At 43.6% G+C, this 24,759-nt stretch carries 21 protein-coding genes; 5 read left to right on the top strand and 16 right to left on the bottom strand.

Going from position 1 to position 24,759, the window contains the following annotated elements; all coding sequences use genetic code 11:
- Nucleotides 1-23: 23 nt before the first annotated feature.
- The 3 genes from A5883_RS10220 (at nt 24) to A5883_RS19145 (ending at nt 2,083) form a co-directional block, all read left to right on the top strand.
- Complete coding sequence (locus A5883_RS10220; RefSeq protein WP_015509323.1) at nt 24-740, top strand: hypothetical protein; 717 nt, start codon at nt 24-26, stop codon at nt 738-740.
- 174 nt (nt 741-914) lie between these two features.
- Complete coding sequence (locus tag A5883_RS10225) at nt 915-1,775, top strand: metallophosphoesterase (protein ID WP_086338480.1); 861 nt, start codon at nt 915-917, stop codon at nt 1,773-1,775.
- Nucleotides 1,776-1,909: 134 nt separating this feature from the next.
- The gene (locus A5883_RS19145) at nt 1,910-2,083 is read left to right on the top strand and encodes a hypothetical protein (RefSeq protein ID WP_010747796.1); all 174 of its coding nucleotides are present in this window, start codon (nt 1,910-1,912) and stop codon (nt 2,081-2,083) included.
- 28 nt (nt 2,084-2,111) lie between these two features.
- Here the strand turns inward: A5883_RS19145 and A5883_RS19680 are convergent, their stop codons facing one another.
- On the bottom strand, nt 2,112-3,869 hold the full coding sequence (locus A5883_RS19680) for a metal ABC transporter permease subunit (RefSeq protein WP_005225531.1): 1,758 nt from the start codon (nt 3,867-3,869) through the stop codon (nt 2,112-2,114).
- A 1-nt stretch (nt 3,870) separates the two neighbouring features.
- Entirely contained in the window at nt 3,871-4,593 is a 723-nt protein-coding gene (locus tag A5883_RS10235; RefSeq protein ID WP_060791832.1) for a metal ABC transporter ATP-binding protein, read from the bottom strand.
- Between the two features lie 573 nt (nt 4,594-5,166).
- Between A5883_RS10235 and A5883_RS10245 the strand changes: the two genes are divergently transcribed.
- Nucleotides 5,167-6,681: a flavocytochrome c gene (locus tag A5883_RS10245; RefSeq protein ID WP_086338481.1), complete on the top strand. Its 1,515-nt coding sequence runs from the start codon at nt 5,167-5,169 to the stop codon at nt 6,679-6,681.
- 83 nt (nt 6,682-6,764) lie between these two features.
- On the opposite strand, the gene A5883_RS10250 is transcribed toward A5883_RS10245, so the two are convergent.
- From A5883_RS10250 to A5883_RS10265, 4 genes are all read right to left on the bottom strand, one after another.
- Nucleotides 6,765-8,831, bottom strand: a complete 2,067-nt coding sequence (locus A5883_RS10250) for a beta-galactosidase (protein ID WP_086338482.1) — start codon at nt 8,829-8,831, stop codon at nt 6,765-6,767.
- Nucleotides 8,832-8,840: 9 nt separating this feature from the next.
- The gene (locus A5883_RS10255; protein ID WP_010747791.1) at nt 8,841-9,695 is read right to left on the bottom strand and encodes a sugar ABC transporter permease; all 855 of its coding nucleotides are present in this window, start codon (nt 9,693-9,695) and stop codon (nt 8,841-8,843) included.
- Nucleotide 9,696: 1 nt separating this feature from the next.
- Nucleotides 9,697-10,932, bottom strand: a complete 1,236-nt coding sequence (locus A5883_RS10260) for a carbohydrate ABC transporter permease (protein ID WP_016608233.1) — start codon at nt 10,930-10,932, stop codon at nt 9,697-9,699.
- Between the two features lie 139 nt (nt 10,933-11,071).
- A complete protein-coding gene (locus A5883_RS10265; protein WP_016608234.1) occupies nt 11,072-12,343 on the bottom strand; it encodes an extracellular solute-binding protein in 1,272 nt (423 codons plus the stop codon).
- A gap of 254 nt (nt 12,344-12,597) precedes the next feature.
- Between A5883_RS10265 and A5883_RS10270 the strand changes: the two genes are divergently transcribed.
- The gene (locus tag A5883_RS10270) at nt 12,598-13,596 is read left to right on the top strand and encodes a LacI family DNA-binding transcriptional regulator (RefSeq protein ID WP_086338483.1); all 999 of its coding nucleotides are present in this window, start codon (nt 12,598-12,600) and stop codon (nt 13,594-13,596) included.
- A gap of 82 nt (nt 13,597-13,678) precedes the next feature.
- Here A5883_RS10270 and A5883_RS10275 read toward each other — a convergent pair whose 3' ends face one another.
- From A5883_RS10275 to A5883_RS10320, 10 genes are all read right to left on the bottom strand, one after another.
- The gene (locus A5883_RS10275; protein ID WP_034857670.1) at nt 13,679-14,200 is read right to left on the bottom strand and encodes a GNAT family N-acetyltransferase; all 522 of its coding nucleotides are present in this window, start codon (nt 14,198-14,200) and stop codon (nt 13,679-13,681) included.
- Between the two features lie 17 nt (nt 14,201-14,217).
- The gene (locus A5883_RS10280) at nt 14,218-14,979 is read right to left on the bottom strand and encodes a YibE/F family protein (protein ID WP_074932163.1); all 762 of its coding nucleotides are present in this window, start codon (nt 14,977-14,979) and stop codon (nt 14,218-14,220) included.
- Nucleotides 14,976-16,007 carry a YibE/F family protein gene (locus tag A5883_RS10285; RefSeq protein WP_086338484.1) on the bottom strand — a complete coding sequence of 344 codons (1,032 nt, stop codon included), beginning with the start codon at nt 16,005-16,007 and terminating at the stop codon, nt 14,976-14,978. The genes A5883_RS10280 and A5883_RS10285 overlap by 4 nt, the downstream gene beginning before the upstream one ends.
- 167 nt (nt 16,008-16,174) lie before the next feature.
- Nucleotides 16,175-17,134: a D-2-hydroxyacid dehydrogenase gene (locus A5883_RS10290; protein ID WP_016608254.1), complete on the bottom strand. Its 960-nt coding sequence runs from the start codon at nt 17,132-17,134 to the stop codon at nt 16,175-16,177.
- Nucleotides 17,131-18,462 carry an APC family permease gene (locus A5883_RS10295; RefSeq protein ID WP_016608255.1) on the bottom strand — a complete coding sequence of 444 codons (1,332 nt, stop codon included), beginning with the start codon at nt 18,460-18,462 and terminating at the stop codon, nt 17,131-17,133. Before A5883_RS10295 ends, A5883_RS10290 begins: the two co-directional genes overlap by 4 nt.
- A 123-nt stretch (nt 18,463-18,585) precedes the next feature.
- The gene (locus tag A5883_RS10300; protein ID WP_034857672.1) at nt 18,586-19,806 is read right to left on the bottom strand and encodes an MFS transporter; all 1,221 of its coding nucleotides are present in this window, start codon (nt 19,804-19,806) and stop codon (nt 18,586-18,588) included.
- A 188-nt stretch (nt 19,807-19,994) separates the two neighbouring features.
- Complete coding sequence (locus tag A5883_RS10305) at nt 19,995-20,594, bottom strand: YczE/YyaS/YitT family protein (RefSeq protein WP_005225521.1); 600 nt, start codon at nt 20,592-20,594, stop codon at nt 19,995-19,997.
- Between the two features lie 107 nt (nt 20,595-20,701).
- Entirely contained in the window at nt 20,702-22,186 is a 1,485-nt protein-coding gene (locus tag A5883_RS10310; protein ID WP_005225520.1) for a response regulator transcription factor, read from the bottom strand.
- On the bottom strand, nt 22,179-23,927 hold the full coding sequence (locus A5883_RS10315; RefSeq protein WP_005231214.1) for a sensor histidine kinase: 1,749 nt from the start codon (nt 23,925-23,927) through the stop codon (nt 22,179-22,181). The genes A5883_RS10310 and A5883_RS10315 overlap by 8 nt, the downstream gene beginning before the upstream one ends.
- Complete coding sequence (locus A5883_RS10320; protein ID WP_016608259.1) at nt 23,920-24,540, bottom strand: DUF624 domain-containing protein; 621 nt, start codon at nt 24,538-24,540, stop codon at nt 23,920-23,922. The genes A5883_RS10315 and A5883_RS10320 overlap by 8 nt, the downstream gene beginning before the upstream one ends.
- Nucleotides 24,541-24,759: the final 219 nt, after the last annotated feature.

A 24,759-nucleotide genomic window follows, 5' to 3' on the forward strand; every position in this document is an offset into this window, starting at 1 on the left:
CGAAATCGTATGGAGGTGGAAATATGGAACGATCAAAAATTGATCCCGGCCGCTTTTTTTCTGGCCAAAAAGCAGCCACGAAAGGCACGTTAAAACATCAATATCATTACTATCGCCAGCAAAATGCCCATCAAGCATTCAACAGCGATTTTCAGCGAAATTTCCAGCATGATTTCCCGAATTTTGCTACTTGGCTAAAATTGCAGCAACAGACACCACAAAAGAATCAAACAGCGACTTTTTCTCACTGGTTATTGGTTGGTTTCTTCGGACTTTTGACAGCAGCAAGTTTTTCGCAACAGCTCTTATTCCTACTTTTTGTCTTTGTCTTAGCCGCTCTCGTCAAAGGACCTGGCATGATCGTATGGGGCATCGTGTATTCCTTCTTAGTTAGTCTGTTCCCGCCATTGGGTATCGTTCTTTCTGGCTTATTTTTCTTACTGACCCTGCGTCAATTAACCAAAAACGTCACTTTCGTTTTGACTGCATTGTACTTTTACGGTTATCCCTTTGTCATCACAGCCCTCCAACACTTTACGAATTGGGACCCGCAATGGCTGTGGGTCGGCAGTATCGGTTTTGCCTTGATCAGTGGCCATTTTGTCTTAAAGCAAAACTATCCCTTTGCTTCAAGTAAAAGTCTCGCATGGGCGATCATCTCCGTCCCTTATGATTGTGTCATGGCTTTGATCCCCGTCAAACACAAAGCACGCTTCAAACGTTTGGTGAAAATCAAATAATTGCGATCTAGGATACAAAAGATCGGCTATTGCAGCCCCTTTTGTATCTTTTTTTCATGGAAGAAACAAACGAAATACGATGGATATTTTTTGTTATTTTTGCTTTCGCATGATTGCTTTTTTTGTAAGAATCTACTATGCTAGAAACTAGCAAATCAAAAAAGGAGCCACGCCATGTACACCCTCATTCTTATTGCATTCCTCCTTACGGGCTTGCTAGTTTACTCCTTTATTATTGAACCGCATCTTCTCAAACAACGGCACTACCTCATAAAAAAAGACAAGCGCACCGTCTTAGATATTTCAAAGGCTTACGATCTTTATCAAGCAGAAAGCAATCTCGTGATCGCCCATATCAGCGACCTTCATTTTTCTCGTTGGTTTAAACCAAGACGAATGAATCGCATCATTCGATCAACGATCCAAAACAAGCCGGATCTGATCATCATCACGGGGGATCTGATCGATAATTATAAAAAATGGCCGCATCGTTCATCCAAGCGACTGATCGAAAAGCTGAAAAAATTGCAAGCGCCTCTGGGTAAGATCGCAGTTATGGGGAACCATGACCATTTGAATGACGGGCATTACTTTGTTAAGGAAATATACCAGCATGCAGGGTTTACCTTACTTGATAATGAGTCGGTTTTTGGTTCTGATGACAAGACGTCGATGAATATTGTCGGTATCGATATAGAAAGTCCGAAAGTCAGTTTTACCTATGAAGCAACCTTAGCAGAATGGCAGCTGCTTTTGCTCCATGAACCCGATTATGTTTCTCGGATCACCAATCTGCCAAACTACGACTTGATTCTTTCTGGCCATAGCCATGGCGGGCAGATTCGCTTGCCTTTTTATTATGCGAAAACAAAGGGCGCGTTGAAATATACCGATGGGCTCTACCTTTTAGGCAATGAGACCTTATTAAGTGTTTCCAGCGGGGTTGGTATGACCAAGATTCCCGCCCGACTCGGTGTCCCACCTGAGATCCTTTATTACCATTTAGAACCGCAACAGCAATTGAACGTTTCTTAACTGTTCATCGGTGCAATTGGGAAAAAATCAGCGACTCGTTTCAGCAAACGTTCGATTCGCTGATTTTCTTTTTGCGCCTACCGTGTTGAAATATACTAAATAAACACTTTTTAACAATTAGGAGGAACCAAAAAATGCTCATCTCGGGAACGCTTTGGTTTTTGATCGCCTTCTTCGCTTATACAGCCTATGTATACGGTCAGGGGTTGTACTTTCCTGTCATCGCTTTTCTTGCTGCTTTGATGGGCTGCGGATTTTATCTCTTTGCTTTTCTCCAGCACAAAAATACGACGAAAAAACATCCTTAGCCAGAACGAGCTAAGGATGTTTTTTGCATTATTGATTCAAGCCTTGATAAATCGTATCGAGATTCCATTTCATCATGTTATAGTAGCTGTCGCCTTCTTCTCCCGGCTCTGCAATCGAATCGGTAAAGACGGTTCCGAATATCGGAATACCTGCATCACGAGAAACACTTTGCATCGGACGAGTATTGACGCTGCTTTCGACAAATAAGGAAGCGACGGCTGAATTTTGCAGCTGATCCACTAAGTTCTTGATTTGCGCAGGGGTTCCTTCTTCTTCGGTATTGATTTCCCAGATATAGGCAGACGGTACACCGTAGGCTTTGGAGAAGTATTTGAAGGCTCCCTCACTGGTGACGATCAATTTCTTCTCTTCGGGAATCGATTGGAAGTTTTCCTTCGCTTGCTGATCCAGTTCTTCTAATGAAGCCAAGTAGCGTTCAAGGTTTTCTTCATAGAAAGAGCGATTGTCAGGATCCTTTTCGCTCAAGCGTTGAGCAATGTTGCGGGCATAGATCATACCGTTTTCTAGATTTAACCATGCATGAGGATCGGCTTTGCTGTGGTCTTCATCATCAGAAAGATAAAGCACATCCACGCCATCACTGACGGCAAAATAATCTTCATTTTCTACCTTATTGGCATTGTTCATCAATTTGGTAAACCAGCCATTGCCGCCAGTTTCTAGATTCAAGCCGTTGTAAAGGATAAGATCGGCATCGGTCGCTTTTCGAACATCTTCCACTAAAGGTTCATATTCATGGGGATCACGCCCCACTGGTACGATACTGTGAAGATCGATTCGATCACCGGCAATGTTTTCCGTAATATCAGCAATGATCGAATTGGTCGCTACTACTGAAAGTTTCCCTTCTGTTTGGGCCATCTGTCCGTTTTGCTGTGCCAAAAAGAAGCCACCAGCTACAGCTGCCGTTGCTAAAACCGCCGTCGCTGACCAGCGTTTGACTGGACTGGTCTTTTGTTTTGGTGAGAACAAGAAACCGATCACGAAAAAGGCTCCTGCGGTCAAAACGATACTTGATCCTGCGGCAATATTAAAACTGTACCCGATAAACAAGCCGATAAATGAGGCGAAACCACCTAAAACCCCTGCGATGACCATCATATGCTTCAATTGTTTTGTATAAAGATAAGCCGTTGCTGCTGGAGTGACTAACAGAGCCACGATCAAGATCGTTCCGACGCTTTGCATCGCTGTCACTGAAACCAAAGTCAACAAGAACATCAATAAATAGTGATAGGCTTGCACTTTCATCCCAAAGGCCTTTGCCATCATCGGATCAAAAGACGTGATCAACAGTGGACGGAAGAAGAGGATGATCACTGCCAGCACAAGGATAGCGATAGCGATCGTCAGCCATTTGTCGCTGTCTTGCACCGCTAGCACATTCCCAAACAAAATGTGAAACAAATCAGTCGAACTATTTGCTACTCCAATCAAGATAACCCCTAAAGCTAGAAACGAACTAAAGGTGATACCGATCGCCGTATCGCTTTTGATCAGGCTGTTATTGGCGATATAGGTAATGATCATGGAAGCCAAGATCCCAAAGAAGATCGCCCCGACAAAAAAATGAACGCCGAAGATATAAGACAAGGCTACCCCTGGTAAGACCGCATGAGAGATTGCATCCCCCATCAAGGACATCCCTCGTAAGATAATAAAACAACCGATCACCCCTGCCACAATCCCGATCGCGACTGCCGTGATCAAGGCATTTTGCAAGAAATGATAGTTACTTAAACTCGTAAAAAAGCTTGTCAACATGTTAAACGCCTCCTTTCACGATGATCGCATCGCCAAATGTTTGCTTCAAATTGCTTTCGGTAAAGACTTCACTGACTGGTCCCGCAGCGATCAGGGTTTGATTGAGCAGAACCAAGTAATCAAAGTATTCGGTGATTTTCCCCAGATCATGGTGAACGATAAAAATCGTCTTGCCAGCATCTCGCAAGTTACGCAACAGGCCGACGATGATCGCTTCACTGGTGGCATCGATCCCTACAAAGGGCTCATCGAGGAAAATATAGTTGGCATCTTGCACCAACGTTCGAGCAATCAAGACCCGCTGAAACTGCCCGCCGGACAATTCCCCAATCTGACGTTCCGCAAAGGATTCCATTTCTACCGCTGCCAGAGCGGCTGTCACTTTCTGCCAATCGTTTGCCGACATCCTTTGGAACATGCGCATCTTAGGATACAAGCCTAAAGATACGACTTCTTTGACTGTGATCGGAAACGTGTAATCAACCGCGGTCTTTTGTTCGACATAGGCAATTTCCTTTTGAAAGTCTTTTAACGCTTTTTTGTCGACACTCATGTTCCCACTGGAAGGGATCAATTTCAACGCCGCTTTGATCAGCGTCGACTTCCCTGCCCCATTTGGACCAATGATCCCTACGATCGACGGTTTTTCTACTTGAAACGACAAATCCGAGATCACTTGATGATCGCCATCATAGGCTGCGGATATTTCTGAAAAAGTAATCATTATTTTCACTCCATTTCCATAGTTAAGGATAGTTTATTTATTTTTTAGGTAGACCTAACTTATTTTTATTATACTAGAAAGGATTTGTTTTGCAAGACAGTTCTCTTGATTTTTTTAAGAAACACCGCAGTTTCTTGGCAATGACTCTTGAAAACTAAGATTCTATCTTTATTTATTGAGTAAAAGTTGGTGCCCACAAACACGGATGCCATCAATTTCTTTCTATATTTTGAGCGCAAAGCATTTGATTTATTCTTAATAAAAGAGATCATTCCTCGGCACCTCAGTGACGTACGTTTTTTCAATAACAGAAGAGAGGCGAATCAAAGCCTCTTCGCTTTCTCCCTTCATGATTAATACCAAACAAATCAAAGAATCAATAATTCTTCTATTTCCATAAATTCACGAATTCACTCTTTTTTATGATGACCAATAAACCCTTTCATCTCGACTAAAACGCTTTATAAATTAAACTTTTCTAATTATTATGTGATTTTTCGAACAAAAGCTAAAAATAACATGACAACTATGTTAGTCTTTGATTTGGAAAAAGTTTTAGGAGGAATAAAAACAATGAAGAAAATTTTCCAAACACTATTAGTCCTAACCTCGTTAGCAACTTTGAGTGCTTGTGGCGCTGATTCACAAACAAGCAGCAGCTCAAGTACTGGTTCATCTGCTAATGAAGAAACAGATGCAACTTCCGCTGCATCTGGTCAAGAATACACAGACCCTAGCGAACTTGCAGACAGCTACGATGTCGTGATCGTCGGTGCGGGTGGCGCTGGAATGGCCGCTGCGATCCAAGCAAAAGAAGCTGGCGCAAACCCAGTTATTTTAGAAAAAATGCCAATTTCTGGTGGAAATACATTGAAATCTTCAGCAGGAATGAACGCTTCAGAAACCAAATTCCAAGAAGCAGAAGGCATCGAAGATTCAAACGATCTATTTTATGAAGAAACATTAGCTGGCGGTCACAACACCAATGATGAAGAATTGTTGCGCTACTTTGTGGATCATTCAGCAGAAGCAATCGATTGGTTAGATTCCATGGGTATCACTTTAGACAACTTAACAACGACTGGCGGGATGAGTGAAAAAAGAACGCACCGTCCATCGGATGGTTCCGCTGTTGGGGAATACTTAGTTGATGGCTTGATGCGCAACATCCATGAATTGGAAATCCCAATTTTTGTAAATGCCGATGTCAAAGAAATCAATGAAGAAGATGGTCAAGTCAACGGGGTGACCGTTGAAGTAGAAGGAAACGAACAAACCATTGATGCCAAAGCAGTTGTCGTTACAACAGGCGGTTTCGGTGCCAATTTCGACATGATCACCGAGTACAAACCAGAATTGGCAGACTACGTGACAACGAACCAAGAGGGTTCGACTGGTGATGGAATCAAAATGATCGAAGCGTTAGGTGGACAAACGGTTGATTTAGAGCAAATCCAAATCCACCCAACAGTGGATCAGTCTAAATCACTGTTGATCACTGAAGCTGTCCGTGGAGAAGGCGCGATCTTGGTCAATCAAGAAGGCGAACGGTTCTTCAATGAAATGGAAACACGAGACAAAGTCTCTGAAGCGATCATTGCCTTACCTGAAAAATCAGCAACGTTAGTTTTTGATGCAGGTGTCAAAGAACGCGTGACAGCCATTGATTTTTACGAGCAACAAGGGTTAGTAAAATCCGCTGACACGATCGAAGAATTAGCAAAAGAATTGGACATGCCAGAAGCAGCGCTTGCTGACACGATCGCTACCTGGAACAGCAGTGTAGCTGCTGGTGAAGACGAAGCCTTTGGACGCAGCACAGCAATGGACAACGATTTGTCAACAGGACCTTACTATGCCATTGCCATCGCTCCTGGTATCCACCACACGATGGGCGGCGTGAAGATCAACACCAACACAGAAGTGATCGCTACGGATAACGAGATCATTCCAGGTCTTTTTGCAGCCGGTGAAGTAACTGGTGGGTTGCATGGTGAAAACCGAATTGGCGGAAATGCCGTTGCCGATATCATCATCTTCGGACGCCAAGCAGGAACAAAAGCTGCCGAATTTGCGCAAGAAAATTAAAACACTCTCTATAAAAAAGAAGTACTTACGTTTTTTTCATCAACGTAAGTACTTCTTTTTTCATATAATTGACACAATAGTTTTTATTGTTCTGGTGCTGTCACTTTGATAATCTGCACCTCATAAGGCGCCAACTGAAGCTTTTGGTTTGTCGTTTTTCCAGTAAGCAAATCGATTCCTGAAGTTGCTACCTCTACTTCTTGATTTTCTTCGGAAAAATTCATCACAAAATAATAGGTGGTCGGAGCGAGCTGCTCTTGCTGACTTTCTCTACTTTGGATCGACACGTTCGTTGAACCTTGACGGACCCACTCATTTTGTATGCGAAGCTGTTGTGTTACTTCTTGATAGAAGTCTTCCAAAAAGGCTTGATCCGTCCGTCCCCCAAGATAGTAGGCACTTCCTTCACCATAATCATTTACGGTCACTGCAGCTTGACCTTGATAAAAATCAGCACCGTAGACCCCTAACGTTTGGGCAGTGTTTGTTTGAACAACACTACAATAATCATGAATTTGGTACTGCTGCTCCTTCATTAAAAGCAGATTTTTTTGTTTCGGATATAACGTATCGATTTCTTTCACAGACACACCAAACAGTTCTTCTAACTCTTGGGGCCAGCCCCCTAAATAGGTCAAGTCCGTTTCATTCACGATCCCCGTCAAATAAGTGGAAACCAGCGTCCCGCCATTTTTCGTATACTGTTGAAACTTTTTCATAGTTTCTTTTGGTAAAAGGTAAAGCATCGGAGCGATGATCAATTGGTAAGAGTCAAAGTCATGGTCTTTCGTGATGACATCAACCGCGATGTCATGATCCCAAAAATAGCGATAATGCTCTTGCAACGTTTGTGGGTAGCGTTTGCTCTCCAAACCAAAACCTTGCGCATCATTGAGCGCCCAATTGTTATCCCAATCATAGATGATCGCCACTTTGGCTTTTTTGTGCAATCCTTTGATTTCTTTGATTTCTTCTAAGGCTTTTCCCACTTCGGCTACATCTTGAAAAACACGATTCTGTTCGTCGTTGTCATGGTCCACGACGGCCCCATGGAACTTCTCAGATGAGCCTCGAGATTTTCGCCATTGGAAATAAAGATTACTATCTGAACCGTGAGCAATAAATTGCATAGAAGACAACAGATGCATCCCGGGGCGTTTCGTGCGATTGACTGGATGCCAATTCACACCACTAGGGGTTGATTCCATGATCAAAAAGGGTTGCTTTTTCAAGCTACGGTACTGATCATTGATAAACCCAACCTTACTTGCCAAATCAGCGGTCGTTCCCCAATCATTATGCCAAGCAGGATAACAATCCCAACTAATGACATCCACATGCTGGGCAAATTTTCCATAATCAAGGCTATAAAAGGGAATCAAATCTCGGGTATCTGCCATGAAATTCGTTGTGATCGGCACATCTGGAGACAAACGACGAATGTCTTTGATCTCATGTTCATAGAAATCAATGGTCTGATCGGTCACAAAACGATGCCAGTCTAGATTTAGTCCATGAACTTGCATTTCGCCGATCGGTGAAGGAGATTCGATTTGCGACCAATCGGTGATCGTATGGCTCCAGAAAGGTCCCCACCAGGCCTCATTCAAGGCTGCTAATGTTTGGTACTTCTGCTTGACCCACTGACGAAAGTTTTCTTGGCAAATGGGGCAATGACAATCTCCAGAATACTCATTGGAAATATGCCACATCAATAGTGCTGGGTGATCGTGGTAGCGTTCAGCTAATTTCCGATTGATGATCGCCACTTTCTCACGATAGATCGGTGAAGAAAAGCAGTGATTGTGACGCCCGCCGTGTAACATTTTTTCCCGTTTTTCATTGGTCCGTAGAACTTCAGGGTATGCTTTAGACAACCAGGCAGGACGCGCGCCGCTTGGCGTCGCTAAAATGACGTTGCTGTTTCGTTCGGCGAGCTCATCCATGATTTTGTCTAACCATTCAAATTGAAACACCCCTTCTGCTGGCTCTAAGGCACTCCAAGCAAAAATACCAAGGGAAAATGTATTAGCATGAGCTTTTTCCATTAGTTCTAAATCTTTGGCTAAGATCTCGGGATAATTTAGCCACTGGTCAGGATTATAATCCCCACCATGTAAAAAGCGTTCTTCTAAGTTATATCTTGTCATCTTCTCTTCCTATCCTTTTGTGCCACCAGCGGTCAAACCGGAGACAAAATGTTTTTGTAATGCAATAAAGACGAGCGCGATCGGAATACTGATCAAAATAGCCCCTGCCGCAAAAGTCGTATAGCTGGCTCCCATTTTATCCGTGACTAATTTGTATAACCCGATGGGTAATGTATAGTACTCAGGATTACGTAAAATCACAGAAGACAGGGCAAAGTCTCCAAGTGGTCCAGTAAAGCCATTCATGGCAACGACTGCCAGCATTGGTCGTGATAAAGGAATCAAAATTTGCCAGAATATTCGCGTATTGCTTGCGCCATCTATCTTGGCACTCTCGTCTAAATCTAACGGGATCGAGTCAAAATACCCTTTCAATAAGTACGTGTTCATGGGAATCTGGCCCCCAACGTAAATCAAGATCAGCAACCAATGGCTATTGATCAAGCCGAGCATTTGCGCCAATACAAAAATTGCGATCAAGGCAGAGAACTGCGGGATCATTTGTAGGAGTAAGAACAGCATCAACCCATTTTTACGGCCTGTAAAACGAAATCGTGAAAAGGAATACGCCGTCATGGAGACAAAAATCAGTGACAAGAACATGGTGCATACACTGATTTTTAATGAATTCAAATACCATTGACTATAATAAAGCGAGTTGTCGCCAGCAAACAATTTCGTGTAGTGACTTAATGTCGGACTCGTCGGAATCAAACTCGTACTTACTAAACTGTTCCCAGGATTAAAACTAGCACCGATCGTCCAAAGTAAAGGGTAGACGATCACCACTACCGTAAAAATCAGTACGAGATACGTCAAGGATAGGCGGACAAATTTTTGTTTCTTCATACTTGCTGCCTTCATGTTATCCAACCTCCTTGAATGAATTTGTTCGGCGGAATTGCCATAAAGCAATCGCGATCACGACGATCGATAAGAGAATCGTCAACGCTGCTGCCAGTGCATATTGACTATTTTGCATCGTGAGCTTATAGATCCACGAAACCAAAATATCGGTACCACCAGCGGTCGAACCAGGAACTGCTGGTCCACCAGAATTAAACAGATAAATGATATTGAAATTGTTGAAGTTAAACGTATATTGCGTAATCAAAATCGGTGCCATTGCATAAAGCAATAATGGCAATGTGATTCGGCGGAATTTTTGTAAAGCTGAAGCACCATCGATGGTCGCAGCCTCATACAAATCATCAGGAATGGATTGCAGCGTCCCTGTAGTCACGATAAAAATATACGGAAAGCCTAGCCAGCCTTGAATCAGTAGCAAAGCTAAGCGGGTCCAATTCGCACTCGTTAGCCAAGGAATCGGTGAAATCTGGAAGAAATTCAAAATCGAATGATTGATCGCACCAAAGGAATCATTGAACATTCCTGAAAACACCAAGATCGTAACAAATCCCGGAACTGCCCATGGGAGGATCAAAATCGTTCGAAAGAACTTTTTGAGTCGTAATTCTTTTTGATGCACCAGCACCGCTAAAAATATTCCGATTGAAACTTGTAACGTTGAGGCGATCAAGGTCCAGATAACTGTCCAGCCCAGAACATTGAAGAAGGTACTACGCCAAATATCGACAGTAAAAATCTTCTTAAAGGTCTCTAATCCCACCCAATCTGCTAAATTGGCAGGTGCAGAATGATACAGATCATAGTTCGTAAAAGCTAACGCGATACTAAAGAGAATCGGAAAAATAACAGAAAACACGAGTAAGAAAAATGCTGGGCTACTCATTAAATAAGGATAGCCTTCTCTTAATAGTGCCTGGTAGCTTTCACGGATAGAGTTGACTGGTAGCTCATTGTCTCTTAATTCACCGTTTTTATAGGCATCACGGATGTTTAAATAATAGAACAACAGACCAAAACCGATGACGATCAAGGCAACTAATCCTTCTGCTAATAAAAAGATGGAATTGTCTCTCGGCACTTCCACGCCTAATGTCACGATGCCCCAAAGTCCCATATTAAATAAATCTTTAAAGACGACAAGATACATAGCAAAAAAGAAGAAAAATAAAGCGCCTTTGATTTTTTGCCGATTATAAAATTGACCGAATCCTGGTATTATCGAGAATAGCATTGCTCGTTTTGCATACGACTGCCTGTTTTTCACATTTTCGCCCCCTGTAAGAAAAAGCCGCTGACAAACGTTTCGTTCGGCCTTACTTGATTCCTAATGATGAATGACCATCCGAAACGTTTGTCCTTGAGACGACTTTCTAGTTTTGAATTGCCGCAATGGCTGATTTGATCTGTTCGACTGCTTGTGGTAAAGCTGTTTTCGGTTCAGCCTTTCCAGTAGCAATGGTTTGCAATGCGGCATCCATTGGTTCCCATACTGAATTCATTTCAGTGATCCCAGGCGTTAGTTCTGCGTGTTGGGACTGAGCGGCAATGGCTGCAGCACTTTCACTTTCTTGAACTGCTGGATCATCTGCTAATGAAGCAACCGCTGGTACTTCCTGTGTTTTTTCATAACGAACTTTTGAATTTTCCTCATTGCTGATAAATTTGACGAATGCTTCAGCTAACTCAGGATTTTGGGAATAGCTACTTACGTTGTAGCTTTTGACACCGATAAAGGAGCCCATATGTTCACCATTGCCTAATAATGGCAATTCTTTCACACCATAGTCGATGCCCGCTTCTTTATAAGGAGACAAGTTCCATGGTCCCGAGATGACAGCGGCAGCTTTTCCTTCCGTAAATAAAGAGTCCAACACATTGATTCCTTGTTCACCGACCAATCCCGATGGAAAAACACCTGCATCATAAAATTGTTGGATATAGTCTGCTCCTTCGATCGCGCCTTCATTAGCTAATCCAATATCTTCAGGGTCATAGGATCCATCGGCATTCTCGCCAAAAACATAACCGCCATAACCGCTCAATACACCTTGTGCGTAATAAATTTGATCCCATAATGCCAGTAACCCATAACTGTCAGCACCTAAAACAGACTTGGAATACTCCAGCCACTCATCCGTTGTCTGTGGCAAGTCTTCTTCGGAAATTAGTTCTTTGTTATAATACAAAATTTGTGTTTCAACCGCTTTTGGTAAGCCGTAGACTTTGCCGTCAACGATTTGCGATTGCATTGCTGATTCTGTATACAGCTCTTGTAGCGTTTGATCGACTGTTAATTCTTTCAACAAACCTTCGGTAACGGCTGTACCGATTTGATCGCCAGGAATCGTGATGACATCCGCACCTGTACCAGCGGGTCCATCCAATCGTAAATCTTCGATCTGTCCACCATAGGCTTTTTCGACCACTTTGATCGTCACATCGTGTTCTTCTTCAAATTGTTTGACTGCCTCTTCAATCCCAGCTGATTTTGCTTGGTCCTCCCAGACCAATAGATCATAGTCCTTATTGCTGCCACTATTTGCTGCAGTACTATCTGTCCCTTCACTTTGTGGACCGCAAGCACCTAATCCTAAAGCTGCTACACTTAAAAAAAGAACTCGAGACATTTTTTTCATCATCATTTCTCCACCTTTTCTTTATTTTGCAAACGCTATCTTCTCGTTTATAATAAATTATTTTACTTAATATGTAAATAGTTTTACTAAATTAATTTCTCCAACGAAGTAAATAAACGGATAAAATCAAGGTTTATCTCACAAATAATTTTTCAAAATACCTCCACGCTCTAAACTTTCACTATTGAGTAAATATATTTAGTAAATTTATTTACTTGGTAAAGTTGTTAGCGTATACTAGAAGAAAGAGGTGAAGAAGATTGGTTACAATAAAAAAAATTGCCGAGCAATCAGGCTTTTCACAAGCGACTGTTTCCCGATTATTGAAAGGCGACGAATCGTTGTCGATCGCAGCCGATACGCGTCAAAAAATTATTCATACCGCTTTATCACTAGGTTATGATCGCTCAAAAATAAAAACAACACTAGAAAAAATCGCCGTCCTTTTCTGGCTGACAGAACAAGAAGAGCTGCAAGATGTCTATTTTCGACAATTGCGTATCTCTTTAGAAAAATATGCGAAAATCAACAATTTGGAAATTCAACTGATCACCCATGAAGATGATGTTTTAGAAACACTGCAAGAAGTCGCCGGATTTATTGGGATTGGCTCTTTCACTGAGAAAGAAACGCAGCAGTTCAAATCCGTTTGCCCCTATGGCGTCCTTTTGGAAATCAACCCCTGTCCAGAGCTGTTCGATACGGTCAAACCTGATACTGATCGAATGACGCAACTGGCGATCGAGCTATTTTTAACAAAAGGATACCGAAAGATCGGCTTTATTGGTGGTGCTTATCTAAATCCTGATACCCAACGTGCAGAAATGGATAGTCGCGAGGTCATCTTCCGTCAAACGCTGGCTCGTCGAGATGCGCTCGATGAGGCGTTCTTATTTAGTGGTGGCAATTTTTCCGTTGAAACCGGCTATCGTTTGGCGAAAAAAATGGTGGAATCCCTTGGTGATAATTTGCCAGAGGCGCTCTTTGTGGCTTCTGACACCATCGCAGTTGGTGTGCTCCAAGCGTTAAATGAACGATCCATCATCATTCCTGATCGCTTGGAATTAATCAGTATCAACGACAATGAGATCGCAAAATTTGTGGCTCCCCCTCTAACAACGTTTAAAATTGATGTGGAGGAAATCGCCAAAACCGCGATCGATTTATTGGTGGATCAGATCGTTCATCCTCGAGCGATCACCAAAACAGTCCTTTTAGGGGCTGAACTCATCGAACGAAAAAGCTTTACGCAAGCATAAAAAACGCCCCTAGAAAGTTAGAAAAAGCTAACTTTCTAAGGGCGTTTCATTGTCTAAATCGAAAAAAGCATTCTTACGTTTTTCACATCTCTTTCGCCACAGCATACACAAGATGCGGCATGTCCACTTGCCGATAGTGTTTGACAAAGCGATCCACCAGCTTCATTCCATTGCGCAATGCCACATTTATGGAGGCTTGATTGGTCTCACGAATGATCGAATAAACAATGGCGGCATTCAGCGTTGCAAACGCATAGTCTTTACAAGCCTGGGCGGCTTCTGTGGCAAACCCATGATGCCAGAAGTTCTTTTGAAACAAGTACCCAATTTCTAAAACGGCTTCTCCCTTGACGTCTTGCCATGTCAACCCGCATTGACCGATCGCTTGCCCTGATGCTTTCTCAATCACTAGCCACAAGCCAATGTGATCGTTTTGATAGCGTTGCAGCTGTTTGTCGATCCAACCAGTGACTTCTTGCTCACTGAAGGGTCCTTCATAGGCAATCATAACTTCTGGATCTTGCAAAATCTTTTCAATCGCTGGTCGATCGTCATGACTCATTTCTCGCAGCACTAATCGCTTAGTTTCAATTAGTGGTTCCATGGTGGTTGCGCTCCTTCCTATTCCATTCGGTTTCTTTTCAAAAAATACCAACTCGCTGCCCATGCGGTGATGGGTAAAATAATCACCGCTGCCAGACCCGTGATCAAACAAACGACCAATTCTGAGACGAACGCCTTCGAATTGATCATTTCACCAAAGGAGATCGACAAATCTTGAAACCACGCAATCAACGCCAGATTACTTCCCATAAAGGCAAACAATAAGGTATTGATCGTTGAAGACAATACGTCTGATACCACGGTCATACTACTTTTACTTAATGCCTTGATCGAGACTTGCGGGTTTGCTTGAAAAAGTTCATAGGTCGCAGTGCTGATCGCCATACTCCCATCTGCCACCGCCCCCGAAAAACTCATCAAAATGATCGCAGTCATCAATGTCTTAAAATCGATGGCTACATCAAAGGAATACATCGCCAACTCATCCAGTTCCTCTGCCGAAAACCCATGCAGATTCATTGCAGAGAGCACAAGCGGAAATAGTAGTAGAAAAAGCCCTAGAAAGACCAACACACAGACAAAGGCAATTTTGGTTTTCTGATTGACGCCGTTCACGAAAAACAAGGTGATCGCCGCCACGGCTAAAAAGGCAACACAAGCCGCTGGTAAGATCGGTGCCCCTCGGTCAATCAGGACCAGCAGCGCTAGAAAGACAGCCACATTCATAAACAGACCAGTGACTTGAAACAGCCCTTCGATCCGAAAAACAGCGAAGGTCAGCAAGAGAAAAAGCAAGATCAACACAAACAAAACATTCATTTTGCTTTCCTCCTTTGTAGTTCAAAGCAAAGGAGCGTCAACGGTACCGATAAAACTAGCGCAAAGCCGCCGCATAATGTACGCACTATTTCTAAAGAAAGATGCATCGGCAATGCTTGCGACAGCAGCCAGCCATTTGCTAGGTAAAACAATAGCGCTGGCATACTCCCACTTAAATAAGCAAACAACAAGACATTGATCATCGAAGAAGTCGTATCTTGCGCGATGGACCGACCGATCGCTAATCGTTCCTTGCGGCTAGTCTGGGGATTAATGCGCTGGATCTCATCTAGACTGGCAATCAGCATGACGATATTGTCCATGCTGGCACCAATCGCGCCAATCAGCAGACTCCCTAGATAGACACTGCGATACGGACGGGTCAGAAACGACATTTCTTCATAGCGCAACCCATGATCTTGCAAAAGATCCATGGCGAACCGACAGAGAAAAAACGCCAAGAGGATGCTGGCTAACGAGGCAATGATTTTGCGGCTGTCGATCGTACGAAAGCCATAGGAAATCCCCATCGTCAAAACCAACGAGACGATCGTAAAAACGATCATCAAAAAGACCAATGAAAAGGAGCTGTTGCCTTTGTGAAACCAAAGAAAAAGGAGCAGCAAGCCAGTATTCACAAAGATACTAAGTAAAGCCCGCAAGCCCTTTTTGCCACCAATTGCGACTACTGCCATCAAAAATAAGGCAAGGAAGAAAAAGAGATACCCATCCCGTTTTTGTGCTTGTACCTGCCAGCCATCCCCTTCTTTTTGCAAAAGCAGCTGTTGTCCGGTCTGATACAACGGATGAATCGCACCGTTCGGGGTGTATTGCGTAGTGACTGTCCGTAGTACCCCAGCTTCTTCTCCGTTACGAATGATCCCTTGGATCTGCTGCTGGTCGGCGGTGGCTTGAACCGTTTGTACTTCTATGATCGGCTGTGCATAAAAGCGGCTACTTTGGGTTTGGATCAGCCAGCTTAAGACCAGCAAGCTAACAAAGGCCGCTAGATAATAATACTTTTTCAAGACCGTCTCCTTTCATTTTCAGCAAAAAAAGACTTAGACAAACCACCAGTCTACGACCAATCACCTTGTGAGGCTGGATGACTGGTCGAAATGGTTACTGTGTCGGCGAGACTAACTGCTTTGCTAGTCGCCTGCTTTGTCAAAGTCCTTTTACTTGCTCGTTTTGCTTACACGACATTTTGCGGTGTACCTGCTTTAAAGCCGCTTAAGTTCGCCACAGCGATCCCCATCAAGCGACGCCGCGTTTCGACGGGTGCCCAAGCGATATGCGGTGTCAAATAGCAATTTGGCGCCTGTAATAAGGGATTGTCAGCTGCGATCGGTTCTTTTGAAACGACATCTGCCGCCAAGGCTGCAATCTGCCCAGTTTGCAGCGCTTCAGCAACTGCCGCTTCATCGATCAAGCCGCCACGGGCGGTATTGATCAGGATCGCAGAAGATTTCATTTGTGCCAATGCTGTGCGATCGATCATTTTTTCTGTCTCAAGAAACTGCGGAACATGAAGGCTGATGATATCTGCTTCTTGATACAATTCCGCCAGCGAAACTTGTTTTGCCCAATCCGCTTGTGCTGGTTTTGGTCGATGATTAAAGTAGATCACCTTCAACTGAAACGCATGAGCGATCGTGGCAACTGCTTGAGCAATCGCACCATATCCAATCAGCCCAATCGTTTTGCCTGCCAATTCCATCAAGGGTGTCTGCCAATAAGAAAAATCTTTGCTGGTTTGCCAGTCGCCCTGATGCACGGAACGATTATGGTGTCCCACTTGATTCGTCACTTCCAGCAGCAAAGCAAAGGTCGCTTGTGCCACTGCATTGGTACTGTAGCTAGGAATATTGGTCACGGTGATTCCCTGTTCCTTCGCTGCTGCCAAATCAACGACATTGTATCCAGTTGCCAAGACCCCAATGTAGGTCAATTGCGGACATGCTTTGAGCACATCTGCGGTGATCGGCGTTTTATTTGTCAAAATTGCTTCGGCATCGCCGATTCGCTCAATAATTTCTTGTTTATCTGTATACGAGGTACGATCATACACCGTCACCTCTCCTAATTCTTCAAACCCTTGCCAAGACAAATCTCCTGGATTCAACGCATAGCCATCAAGTACAACGATCTTCATTCTTTCGCTCCTCTCGCTTTTCCTTTTGCTTTTCCATAAAAAACGGGAATTCCTAGTAACGTCACGCCAATTCCCACGACTGCTAACCACGTGTCAGTGATCAAGGTCATAATCAAGATAAAACAACCACCTAAGATCGCAATCAAGGGAATGATTGGATAGAAGGGAACTTTATACGGACGCTTCATCTGCGGTTCTGTTTTTCGCAAACGAAAAACCCCTACAAACAATAATACACTAAAGAACCACATAACAAAAACCAGCATATCGGTCAAGAGATCAAAGGTGCCTAAAAGCATCATGATACACGCGATCCCTAATTGTAAAAAAGCCGCCGCATAGGGTGCATTGGTGGTTTTACTTAAAGTGGCAAAGGTCTTGCTGAAAGGAATCTCATCTTCCAACGCCATGGCATATGGGACCCGCAAGCCAGTCATTGTATAGCCGTTCAATGCGCCATACACAGAGATCAGGATACCGATCGTGACCAGTTTTCCGCCAAAGCTGCCAAACAAGGCCATCGCAGTTTCTGAGGCACTGTTCAAATTACCAGCGATTTGATCGATCGGCAATGTTTTTAAAAAGGCAACATTGATCAACACATACACCAAGGTAACAAAACTCAACCCAAAGATGATGGCTTTTGGTAAATCTTTTTCAGGTCGCTTCATTTCCCCAGCGACATTACCGACTCCCATCCAACCGTCATAAGCAAAAAGGGTTGCTAAGAGGGCACTACTGATGCCAGCTGCAAGCGATCCTTGAGTATTGGAAGAAAAATCCACCAATGAGACCGATACTTGCCCTGGTGTCAACAGGCCCGCCACGATGATCACCGCAATCGGGATCAGCTTGACTGCTAACGTGATGGACTGGACTTGAGCAGCGGCTTTTGTTCCCAAAAGATTGATCAAGGTCACACTCGTTCCGGTCAAAATCGATAAAGGAAGCAAATAATTGCTGGGTAGATGAAATAAGTTCAAACACTGGGTCGCAAAAATAATACTTAAAGCCGCCACGTTCGCTGGAAAGTAAATGATACTTTGTGCCCAGCCTAATAAAAAGGAGGGTAATTTTCCATAAATTCTTTCAATATATCGAATGGGTCCGCCAGTCTCAGGAATCGCCGTCGCTAACTCCGCCACCGTCAAACCGCCGCAAATCGTTAGAAAGCCGGCAAGCAGCCAGACCAACAAGGTCAAACCGGTGGATTGGGTCTGCTGGACCACAGCCGCTGCTTTGAAAAACACGCCGGCGCCGATCACCGTTCCCATTACTGTCGATAATGCCCCAAAAAAACTGATTTCTTTTTTCAATTGACTTTTCACAACATCACTTCCTTTTTAAATGAATAAGTCAAAGTATAGCGGATAGAAACTATCTTGACTAGAGGAATTTCAGAAAACAAAAAGCAAATACCATGAAAAGACGGCATTTGCTCCAAAATTTTTTTATTCTTTTGTGGATTCTTGAAAAACCAGCAACGGAAGCTGTCGTTTTTTGTGCATTTGTTGAACCAAATAAATTCCTGCCAGCAAGATGATCGGGAAAACGATCGCCCCTAGAATCCCAACCTGCAGCTGTTGTCCCGTCCATTCGACGATACTGCCGACGACAGCGGGTCCGATTGAACACCCTAAATCTCCTGCTAATGCCAAATAAGCAAATAGCGCCGTTCCGCCGTTGCGAATGTATTGCGCAGAAAGACTAAAGACCCCTGGCCACATGATCCCTACGGCAAAACCGCTTAAGCCGCAGCCAAGGAACCCGATCAATGGCAATGAAGCAAAGCCGATCATCATATACGCCAGTAGGCAAAGCAAAACACTCAAAAACATAAAGCGTTTCAAATCGATGCGTTCCCCAAACTTGCCGTAAAGCAAGCGGGAGATCCCCATCATCAAGGCAAAAACCATTGGCCCTGCTAAATCGCCTAGCGTCTTACTAACGCCTAAGCCCTGTTCGGCAAAGGTCGATGCCCATTGGCTGACTGCTTGTTCGCTGGCTCCAGCACAGACCATCATCACCAGAAACAGCCAAAAGCTTTTCAAGGAAAAGAGCTGCCGAGTGGTCAACCCTCGTTCTCCTTCGGCAACGATTGGCGCCAACGGGACTTTGGTAAAGAAAAACAAATTGACCAACGGGATCAGCGCCCAGATGATCGCCAAAATCGGCCACTGTTGAATACCGAACACCATGAAGAACGCCGTTGATAACAAAACGACCCCCACGTACCCCCAGCAATAAAACGAGTGCAGCATGCTCATCGTTTTTTCCTTATGTTTCGTTGGACAGGCTTCAACGATGGGACTGACTAAGACTTCCAGCAAGCCACCGCCAATGGCATACAACAAAACCGCTGCTAACAATCCGCTAAACGGGGTCGGAAACCATAAGGGAAAAACGGCTAGACCAATCAAGCCGATCGCTGCAAAAAAATGCGCGGCTACGATCGACACTCGATAGCCGATGCGGTCTACAAAAAAGATTGCTGCAAAATCGACAGCTAACTGGGTCAAAAAGTTAAAACTAACCAGCAAAGTAATCTGGCTGATCGGTAGCTGGTATTGGCTTTGAAAGGTCAAAAATAATAAGGGGGCAAAATTATTGATGACGGCTTGAACGATGTACCCTACAAAGCAAGCCGCAATCGTCGAACGATAACTTTTCATTTTCACTTCTCCTTTACTCGTCTTATCAGTATACCAAGTCCAATAAGACAGTAACCATGGAGAAAACACTTTTTTTACCCAGAGAATCTTAAGGAAATCAGGATTTTTCTTCCTTCAGATAATTCCCTTAAATGGAAGCAGCAAAAAAGCTGTCCTCACAGACAGCTTTTTCCGACTTATTTTCAAGGCTAGGCGTTTTTCTTCCGAGCAGCGATGGTTTTCATGGTGGCTTCAAAGATTGGGCCAATAAAGACGATACACAAGAGAGTACCTAACCCAACACTGGCGCCTAACGCAAAACCGATCAAGACCATGGCTGCATCCAAGCCGATACGGATCGTTTTTTGCGTCAATTTGCTTCGTTTGTAGATCAAGGCAGTCAAGGCTTCTAACGCCGCTGATCCTTTGTTGGAAGAAACGTAGATACCAGCGCCGATCCCAAATAAGATCGGTGCAGCGAAAATAGCGATCCAAGGATAAAAAGGCAAATGAATCGATACTTTGTCCATCACTGGTTCAAAGATCCCAATCAACAGGCCTAAGCCAATCCCGTTGATAAAACTGCCAATGCCTAATTCAGCACGATCAAAGACTGCAACGATCAACAAAACAATAATATTAAAACACAAACTGGCAATCCAAAAAGGGACATCGACGAAATTCAAAATTCCTAGTAAAAACGTACTGATCGTATCATATCCTTGATGGGCGGTGATCAATAAGGAAATGGCCAACGCAATCAGCCCGGTACCTATCAAAACTTGTGCAAATTTTTTGGTTTCTTTCACAACATCACGCTCTCTTCTTTATTTTTCCTCTCTTAGTTTACCGTGAAAGCGTCACAATTACTATCATTTAATCACAAAAACCAGATTTTTTTTGAAGAAATCTAAATTCAATCAAGGGATTCATAATGCTGTTCATAAGTATCGCGAAACTCTTTGGGGGTCAGACCATTCAATTTCTTAAACATTTTGGAAAAATAGTTGGTATTGTTGTAACCAATACGATCGCCGATCTCACTGATCGTGGCTTTCGAATGAAGCAGCAGCTGCTGGGCTTGCTTGATCCGCACCAGATTGACGTACTGATTAAAACTCATTTCCGTTTCTTTCTTAAAGAGCTGCCCCAAATAAACGACACTGACATGCAGTTCTTCAGCCGCTGATTTGACCGTCAAATCATGGGTATAGCCTTCTTCGATCAACTGGATCGTCTTTTGAACGATCTCTGAATAGCGTTTTTGCGGCGGCTGCGATTTCGCCAGCTCCAGCACATCATCAAAGAGCTGCCGCAAATCTGCCAGTGTATTAGACTCACGAATCCGTGCCAAAATTTGTTCATGGTTTTCATGAGAAAGTACTGGTAACTGCCGATAAATATCGTTGAACAACAAGAACGAAACATAGCGAACATGCTCAGGGTCTGCTTGGGTTTGTTCCAAAATAGCGAACATTTTATCCAGCTCATGTTGGATCGTTTTGACATCCCCAATGGTCAGTGCTTTGTTAAAAGACAGAAACGGGAGTTCTTCGTTTCGCTCTAAAATATCCACGTGGATCGTCTGTTCTTGTAAGAACAGATCTGGGTAGAAGGCTTGCAGTGACTGAACCTGTTTGATTTTTTCATAGGCTTTATACAAATTCTCCCACTCGTTGATGGTTTCGCTCATGATCAACTGCCAGTCTGTACTATTGAGCTGCTGTGCCAGTGCTTTTAGGTCAGCGTTGATTTGCTGCCTTGGTCCAGCAGCAGTAATGATCACTTGGTTTTCATCTAATCGCCCTGGTAAGATCAATGGCTGATCGTGTTGCTGAAAAAACGTCGTGATTTTTTGTAAGATCTCAGCAGTCCCATTGAACTGCAAAACGGTAAAGGGTGCTGCTAGTGGCACCCGCTGTTGCGCCAGCAAATGGAGGTACTCGCTTTCGTTCAATTCATCATTCAACCAAAGCAGCAGGCTTGATTCTTGATACAGTTCTTTTTCTGCCAACAGTTTTTGCTGCTCCTCTAACTCAGCTGCAATTGCTTGTACACTGCTGCGTAGTTCTTCTTTGTTAACAGGTTTGACGAGATAATTACGCACACCTAACGCCATGCCTTGTTTGACAAAGGCAAACTCCTGATAGCCTGATAGAATGATCGAGAAAAATCGATTCCCAAACGCTTGTGCTTGGCGGATCATATCGATGCCATTCATTTCTGGCATCCGAATATCCGTGATCAGCAAATCAACGGAATGCTCTTGCAAGTACTCGAGGGCTTCACTAGCACTTTTCGCTGTATGCACCACTTCAAAGCCCAGTTCTTGCCAAGGCAAGATCATTTGCAGCCCCTGCAAGATCATGTATTCATCATCAACGAACATTGCTTTATACATCTGTCTCATGCCCCCTTTGCAAACGTTTCTCATCTAAGCGGATCTTGACCGTAAACCCAGCACCTGCCTGAGATGCAACGTCCATTTGATAGGCGCTGTTGAACATACCCCGCAACCGTTCATGAACATTTTTGATCCCGATTGAGGTTTGGGCTCCGATCTCCTGATTTTGCAGTTCTTCTTGGATCATCGCCAACTGCTGTGAATCTGCGCCTTTGCCGTTGTCTTTGACCTCAATCACGATCTGATCGACTTCTTTATAAGCCTTGATACTGATGGCATTATCATTGCGCTGATAATCGATGCCGTGAACAAAATAGTTTTCGACAAGCGGCTGCAGCGTGAACTTCGGCAATTCCAACTGTTCTAATGCCGAATCGATGGTTACATGATAGGCGATCTTATCTGGGTAGCGCATCTGAAACAAGTAGACATATTTTTCACAAAAATCGATTTCTTCTTTTAAGGTCTTCGTCTTTTCTTGCGTCGTATTGTTCCGTAGCAGTGCCGAAAAGGCATAGACGACATCCGCCAGCTCTTCTTGGTTGCGACTCAAGGCATACATTCGAATGTATTCTAACGTGTTATACAGAAAATGCGGATTGATCTGTGCTTGCAGCGCCCGCATATCGGCATCCCGTTGTTTGATCTCTAGCGTGTAGATATCTTTGATATACTCGTTGATACTGTAAGTCATTTGATTGATGGCTTCTGCGATTTCTTTCAGCTCTTGTTGGACATTGGCGGTATCGATCCGCTTATCAAAATTTCCTTGACTGACTTCTTTCGTCGCATAGACGATCTGCTGTACTTGCGAGGTATAGCGCTTGAAGGTCCGATGGAGCACCCATAGGACCAATAAGAGAATCCCAATCCCAAAGCTAAAAATCCAAATGGCACTGGAAAAAATATCCCGCCAGATCACGCCTTTTGACAACAAGATCAGTGACAACTCTCCGCTGACGGTCGTTTGTTTTTTGATATAAAAGTCTTTCGACAGAGTGTCGTGAATAGTTCCATGAGCCACCGCCTGATCAATTTTCGCTAAGGTCTGCTTGCTAAGGTTCGCGGCATCCTTGTATAGCCGCTGACCATTGGAGGTATACAAAAAACTGTTGATACCATGCGCTTGGTTGTCTTCTTGTCGATTGGCTAAGACATCGTCTGAGTGAAAAATCACGTAGACTTGCCCTAACGGTTGCGCATAATTACTTGGTTGGGCGATCGAACGAACAAAAAACAGACGATTTTTCAAATCGATCTGCTTGCCGCTGCGTTTTTCTCCATAAGGTGTATCTGGGGTTGCCACTAGTGTCTCATTGCTTTCATCCAGTTGAATAATGATCTCTTCGATACTAGGATGATTACGGATCAAGCGATAGAGGATGTTTGGCAAATACACACTTTGACCCGTCTGGCGAAAAATATCATTACTATAAGAAAAATAGTCTGGCAATGAAAGCTGTAAATAATTGCGCAGCGATTCAAAAGCAGTATCCGAACTGGTAAATTCGCCTAATACCGTTGAAACGACCGCGTTTTGATCCTGCACGTATGCATCCAGCTGCATACTGGTAGCTTCCACGAGGCGTTCGCTGCTATTGAAGCGGTCTGCCCCAGTATATGCCGTCAGAACCAGCATGATAATAATCGAGATGATCACCAAAAGGACGCTATACAACTGCATCAACTGATTGATCAAAAAGTCATGTTTAAACAAACGAAAGCGCTGCTTAGTCATGTGCCAAGTCCCGATCAATGACGGTTTTTTCCTGACTGATCGCCACGTGGCACCACAAAATCAATAGACTGAAGGTTCCAAAGAGCAAGAGCCCTTTCATCATCCAAGTAAAAGCGAAAATACTGGCAATCCCCACTAACAATTTTAGAAAGGTTGCCATATGAAGAAACAGACACACAAAGGACAATTTCAGGTTATTCCACAAGGAAATCTCATAGGATGTGTCAAAAACCACACTTAGTAAGTACAGTAAGATACTCAATCCGCTGACGACAACTAAAACAAAAGAGATCATCAGCCAAATCAAGCCTTGGATCTGGGTAGCTAAATACAAGTTATACACTAAGAAACCTGTCAGTAGGAAGAAAAGATAAAACTGTTTATTGGCTTTGACAAAGACGCTGCGCCAAATGCGCCATGCGCTGCGAAAGCTTTGCTGCTCATAATTTAGTCCTTCTTCATGGATCAAGGTACTAATGGTATGAAACGCTGGACCGATCCCTAAGATTCCGCCACCTGCCAATGTCAATACGACGAAAAACAAATTCAACTTCACGATCGCCCAAATCAAGCGAAAGCCCTTGACCAACCCACTATTTGCTGTTTCTTCCATTTAAAATTCCTCCCTTATTTGTTCCCTATCGAAAATGTAGCATGATTTTAGCTTCCTACTCAAGCTACCTGAGAATCTTTTAATGCTATGTACGTTTTAGATGCTCCATGCTTGCTGCTTGAAGGTTAAAAAACAAAAGTAACGTTATTTTTCCATCAAAGATTTCGCTATTTACTTTAAAGAAAAAGCAGCCAGAAGCTAGACGTGGGAACCATTGGT

Origin of the sequence: Enterococcus sp. 5B3_DIV0040 (assembly GCF_002140755.1) — a bacterium.
In the GTDB taxonomy this organism is placed as follows: domain Bacteria; phylum Bacillota; class Bacilli; order Lactobacillales; family Enterococcaceae; genus Enterococcus_D; species Enterococcus_D casseliflavus.

Bases quoted from the DNA above. Each gene is read 5' to 3' on its own strand.
- A5883_RS10220 (WP_015509323.1), top strand. From the start codon at position 24: ATGGAACGATCAAAAATTGATCCCGGCCGCTTTTTTTCTGGCCAAAAA.
- A5883_RS10225 (WP_086338480.1), top strand. From the start codon at position 915: ATGTACACCCTCATTCTTATTGCATTCCTCCTTACGGGCTTGCTAGTT.
- A5883_RS19145 (WP_010747796.1), top strand. From the start codon at position 1,910: ATGCTCATCTCGGGAACGCTTTGGTTTTTGATCGCCTTCTTCGCTTAT.
- A5883_RS19680 (WP_005225531.1), bottom strand. From the start codon at position 3,869: ATGTTGACAAGCTTTTTTACGAGTTTAAGTAACTATCATTTCTTGCAA.
- A5883_RS10235 (WP_060791832.1), bottom strand. From the start codon at position 4,593: ATGATTACTTTTTCAGAAATATCCGCAGCCTATGATGGCGATCATCAA.
- A5883_RS10245 (WP_086338481.1), top strand. From the start codon at position 5,167: ATGAAGAAAATTTTCCAAACACTATTAGTCCTAACCTCGTTAGCAACT.
- A5883_RS10250 (WP_086338482.1), bottom strand. From the start codon at position 8,831: ATGACAAGATATAACTTAGAAGAACGCTTTTTACATGGTGGGGATTAT.
- A5883_RS10255 (WP_010747791.1), bottom strand. From the start codon at position 9,695: ATGAAGGCAGCAAGTATGAAGAAACAAAAATTTGTCCGCCTATCCTTG.
- A5883_RS10260 (WP_016608233.1), bottom strand. From the start codon at position 10,932: ATGCTATTCTCGATAATACCAGGATTCGGTCAATTTTATAATCGGCAA.
- A5883_RS10265 (WP_016608234.1), bottom strand. From the start codon at position 12,343: ATGATGATGAAAAAAATGTCTCGAGTTCTTTTTTTAAGTGTAGCAGCT.
- A5883_RS10275 (WP_034857670.1), bottom strand. From the start codon at position 14,200: ATGGAACCACTAATTGAAACTAAGCGATTAGTGCTGCGAGAAATGAGT.
- A5883_RS10280 (WP_074932163.1), bottom strand. From the start codon at position 14,979: ATGAATGTTTTGTTTGTGTTGATCTTGCTTTTTCTCTTGCTGACCTTC.
- A5883_RS10290 (WP_016608254.1), bottom strand. From the start codon at position 17,134: ATGAAGATCGTTGTACTTGATGGCTATGCGTTGAATCCAGGAGATTTG.
- A5883_RS10300 (WP_034857672.1), bottom strand. From the start codon at position 19,806: ATGAAAAGTTATCGTTCGACGATTGCGGCTTGCTTTGTAGGGTACATC.
- A5883_RS10310 (WP_005225520.1), bottom strand. From the start codon at position 22,186: ATGTATAAAGCAATGTTCGTTGATGATGAATACATGATCTTGCAGGGG.
- A5883_RS10315 (WP_005231214.1), bottom strand. From the start codon at position 23,927: ATGACTAAGCAGCGCTTTCGTTTGTTTAAACATGACTTTTTGATCAAT.
- A5883_RS10320 (WP_016608259.1), bottom strand. From the start codon at position 24,540: ATGGAAGAAACAGCAAATAGTGGGTTGGTCAAGGGCTTTCGCTTGATT.